The 3956-nt window shown below is 43.4% G+C and carries 4 protein-coding genes and 1 pseudogene; all 5 read left to right on the top strand.

From position 1 onward, the window contains the following. Positions 1-652, top strand: a 652-nt coding sequence (bioB, locus tag B2R65_RS04990) for a biotin synthase BioB (RefSeq protein ID WP_286741403.1), incomplete at its 5' end; no start/stop codon positions are given. An 11-nt stretch (positions 653-663) separates the two neighbouring features. Continuing rightward, positions 664-1821, top strand: coding sequence for an aminotransferase class I/II-fold pyridoxal phosphate-dependent enzyme (locus B2R65_RS04985; RefSeq protein ID WP_286741402.1), 1158 nt, complete (start codon positions 664-666; stop codon positions 1819-1821). Beyond that, positions 1818-2714 carry a methyltransferase domain-containing protein gene (locus tag B2R65_RS04980; RefSeq protein WP_248530850.1) on the top strand — a complete coding sequence of 299 codons (897 nt, stop codon included), beginning with the start codon at positions 1818-1820 and terminating at the stop codon, positions 2712-2714. Before B2R65_RS04985 ends, B2R65_RS04980 begins: the two co-directional genes overlap by 4 nt. 29 nt (positions 2715-2743) lie before the next feature. Beyond that, positions 2744-3427 (top strand): dethiobiotin synthase, encoded by a 684-nt coding sequence (bioD, locus tag B2R65_RS04975; RefSeq protein ID WP_286741400.1) that lies wholly within the window; start codon positions 2744-2746, stop codon positions 3425-3427. 145 nt (positions 3428-3572) lie between these two features. Beyond that, a pseudogene (locus B2R65_RS04970) lies at positions 3573-3956 on the top strand (FAD-dependent oxidoreductase); the annotation flags it as partial.

Genomic DNA, 3956 nt, shown 5'->3' with positions numbered 1-3956 from the left:
CTGTATGACGCTTGGTAAACTTACCAACGAAAAAGCACATGAGCTAAGTAGCGCAGGGCTTGATTACTACAATCATAACCTCGACACTTCGCCTGAATATTACGAGCAAATTATATCTACGCGTACCTTTGAAGACAGGTTAAATACCATAGATCACGTACGCGATGCCGGCATGAAAGTATGCTCAGGCGGTATAGTCGGTATGGGCGAGCAAGCAAGCGACCGTTACGGTTTATTAATGCAGCTGGCAAATTTACCACAACAGCCTGAAAGCGTACCTATTAATATGCTGGTAAAAGTAAAAGGCACACCGCTTGAAAACGTAGACGATTTAGATCATTTTGAATTTATACGTACCATAGCTACCGCCCGTATTATGATGCCACACAGCTATGTGCGTTTATCGGCAGGGCGCAGCGCCATGAACGAGCAAATGCAATCAATGTGCTTTTTTGCAGGCGCTAACTCAATATTTTATGGTGATAAATTACTCACAACCGAAAACCCAGAGGCCGATGCCGACATGAAGCTAATTAAAAAATTAGGCATGAACCCAGAAAAACACCAAGACTACTCAGACGAAGCCGTTGCCGCATCGCTGTCATCTCAAGTGGCCGATAAAGCAATGTCAGCCTTATTTTACGAAGCCTAAGCTTACCTTTTATGCCATTTGAATTTTTAAATACGCATTTGCAGCAACAACAGCAACATGCGTTATTGCGTAAACGCCATGTGGTGCAGCGCGCCACAGCACGTACCATTACAGTAAATAACGCAACGTACCTTAATTTTGCCAGTAATGACTATCTAGGCTTTGGTGATTGCAGTATTAACCTTGAGCAAATCAACGTACTCGGTAGCCACAGCTCACCTTTAGTTACTGGGTATCAGGCGCAGCAACAACAGCTAGAGCAATACTTATGTAGCGCGCTTGGCTACGAGGCTGGCATGTTGTTTAACTCGGGGTTTAGTGCAAATAGCAGTGTAATTAAAGCGTTGTTTAACGATAAAAGCGCTGCGCAAAACAGTGCTATTTTTCAAGATAAGCTCAACCACGCCAGTTTGATTGACGGCGCAATGCACTCAAATGCCGCATTGATCCGCTTTAGCCATAACGACTTAAAGCATTTACGTTCGCGGCTCGAAAAATCAAAAGCACACAATAAGCTAATTATTAGCGAAGGGGTGTTTTCGATGGATGGCGACACCGCCCCCATAAAAGAGCTGCTTGCTTTAGCTAAAGAGCACAATGCCTGGCTTATGATTGACGATGCACATGGTTTTGGCGCCCTAGGTAAAACCGGTTTAGGTAGCTGTGAGGCATTATTAGATGAAGGCTTAGCACTTCCCGATATACTGGTTATTACTTTTGGAAAAGCAGTAGCAAGCAGCGGAGCCTGTGTATTAGCAAATAACCAATTTATTAATTACATGCTGCAGTTTAACCGCGACTACACGTATTCAACCGCTATGTCGCCGCTTATGGCTGCACTTACGCTTACGCGCTTGCAAGCCATTAAATGTGCAGATGTTAAACGCGAGCAGCTTAGTAGTAACATTGCTTTTTTTAAGCAGCTTTGTAAACAACATGCCATTGCGGTAATGGATTCAAACACCGCTATTCAGCCCATTGTACTTGGCTGCGCCGAACAAACGTTACACGCAGCACAAAGGCTTAAACAGCAGGGCATTTGGCTAACCGCTATTCGCCCACCTACGGTTGCGCACAATACCGCGCGGTTACGTGTAACCTTAACAGCGGCGCATACCCATGCAGATATAACAGCCCTTGTTGAGCACTTAAAAGGCGCAATAGCATGATTGCGCAGGCTTTAGCTCATACCCACAGTAAGCAAGCTTTAAATAAAAAGCCCGCGCTTTTACCTATAAATGGGGCTCCACAAAATAGTGCGCTTATACAAAGTGCTGAGCAAGTACGCCCTCATACAGCGCTTAAAAAGGGGGCGAGTGATAAGTTTTCTAAAGCAGCTGAGCAGTACAACAGCCATGCCAATGTACAAAAACAGGCAGCAAGCGATTTATTTAAATTAATAAGCTCCCAGTCATGCAACCAAAATAAGCGCTGTGTAGATTTAGGAGCTGGCCCACTGGTGAATACCTCACAGCTAAGCAGACAATACGGCCAAGTCATCGCGATAGATTTAAGCTTAAACATGCTTAAAAGCGCTGCATTAACTAACCCAAAAATTTGCGCCGATATGGATAACCTGCCGCTACAAGCAAGCAGTATTGACGCCATATTTAGTAACTTTGCAGTGCAGTGGTCGGCTAATTTTGAAAAATTAATGCAGGCGCTTTATAAAAGCTTAAAGCCTGGCGGGCAGGCTTATATAAGCACAGTGGTTGCGGGTTCGCTTAACGAAATTAAAACAGCGTTTGCAGCGCTTGATAACCGTAGCCATATAAATACCTTTAATACACACGCTTATATAAACCAGTCGGTACAAAAGGCAGGGTTTAGTATTAATAGCTCACAAAAAGTAATTTATACCGATTGTTATTCAAGCCCGTTAAAAGCCATTAAATCTATTAAAGCCATTGGTGCTACAACACAAAATCATGCTAATTCGCGCCAAGGGTTATTAACGAAGTCGGCGCTACAGCGGGTGTGTAATGCGTATCCGCTTTTAAACAATCAAGCGTGTGTATCTTACCATGTGGTATTGTTATCATTACAAAAAAGCCATGAGTAGCTAATACTAAAATTAATCAAGGCACTAAAATGAAAGAATTTTTTATTACCGGTACCGACACCGACGCCGGAAAAACCCACGTGACTAGTTTGCTATTAAAGCTACTTGCCCAACATAAAAAAAACGCAATTGGCTTTAAGCCACTTGCCGCAGGCTGCGAAATGGCGTTTGATCAGCTAGTTAATGCTGATGCACTCATGCTAATGGAAAGCGCTACGGTAAGTGCTAAATACGATGTAATAAACCCCTTTGCCTTTGCGCCGCCTATTGCGCCGCACATAGCCGCAGAGCAAGTAGGGGTTAATATTACGCTCGATAAACTAAGCACAGCGTACTCAACACTTAAACAACAAGGTGCCGATTACCACCTAACCGAAGGCGCTGGTGGCTGGGTACTGCCAATTAATAACACCGATTATTTATACGACTGGGTTAAGGCCGAGCAACTACCCGTAATTTTAGTAGTAGGCATGAAACTAGGCTGTTTAAACCATGCTTTACTTACCGCTGCCCATATGCAAAGTTTAGGTATTAACTGCGTAGGCTGGATTGCCAACCAAGTAGACCCAAATATGGACGAATACCAAGCTAACCTTGATTCGTTAAAAGCACGCTTACCATTTCCTATTTTGGCTATAAGCCCATACAGCGAGCAAACCCCTAAACTGCAAATATACAAAACCTTGCTTAATACCCTCAATATACAGAGCTAATTGTGCCTGCTTTGCGTTTTTAAATGCAAAGCAGTTTTTATATTAAATACATGAGCTTATTAATTGTATTTACGCCTTGAAATTACCCACTTTAGTACACATATTACAAGTTAAAGCTATTGTTACTAAGGAAATAAACCGCTACATGACGCACCCATACATTAAACGCTTCGCTCAAAACACACAGGTAACGGGGGAACCCGAGGTAAAGCCAAGTGCTCAGCCTAAAACCCGTGTGGGCATTTTAGGTGGCGGCACAGCAGGGGCAACAATAGCTATCCGATTGGCAGCGCTAGGGATTCATACCACTATTTTTGAGAAAAAAAAGTCACTTATAGATGGCCCACCTATGTGCCATTTACATGCCGGTGGTAATTTATACCGTGAAATACCAGACGAAGACTGCATAGATTTACTCAAACAATGTATCGATATTTTACGGCTATACCCCTACACCATAGACGTACGCCCAACTGTGTTTGCAGTGCCTACGCGCGATGACGATTCACCCGATGATTTACTACCACGA

It is taken from the genome of Pseudoalteromonas sp. UBA2102, assembly GCF_002331165.1.
Classification (GTDB): domain Bacteria; phylum Pseudomonadota; class Gammaproteobacteria; order Enterobacterales; family Alteromonadaceae; genus Pseudoalteromonas; species Pseudoalteromonas atlantica.
Note: the sequence above shows the minus strand (reverse complement) of the source record. Positions and strands in the feature narration are given on the sequence as shown.

Coding starts and splice junctions, on each gene's coding strand:
- bioD (WP_286741400.1), top strand. CDS start 2,744: ATGAAAGAATTTTTTATTACCGGTACCGACACCGACGCCGGAAAAACC.
- B2R65_RS04985 (WP_286741402.1), top strand. CDS start 664: ATGCCATTTGAATTTTTAAATACGCATTTGCAGCAACAACAGCAACAT.
- B2R65_RS04980 (WP_248530850.1), top strand. CDS start 1,818: ATGATTGCGCAGGCTTTAGCTCATACCCACAGTAAGCAAGCTTTAAAT.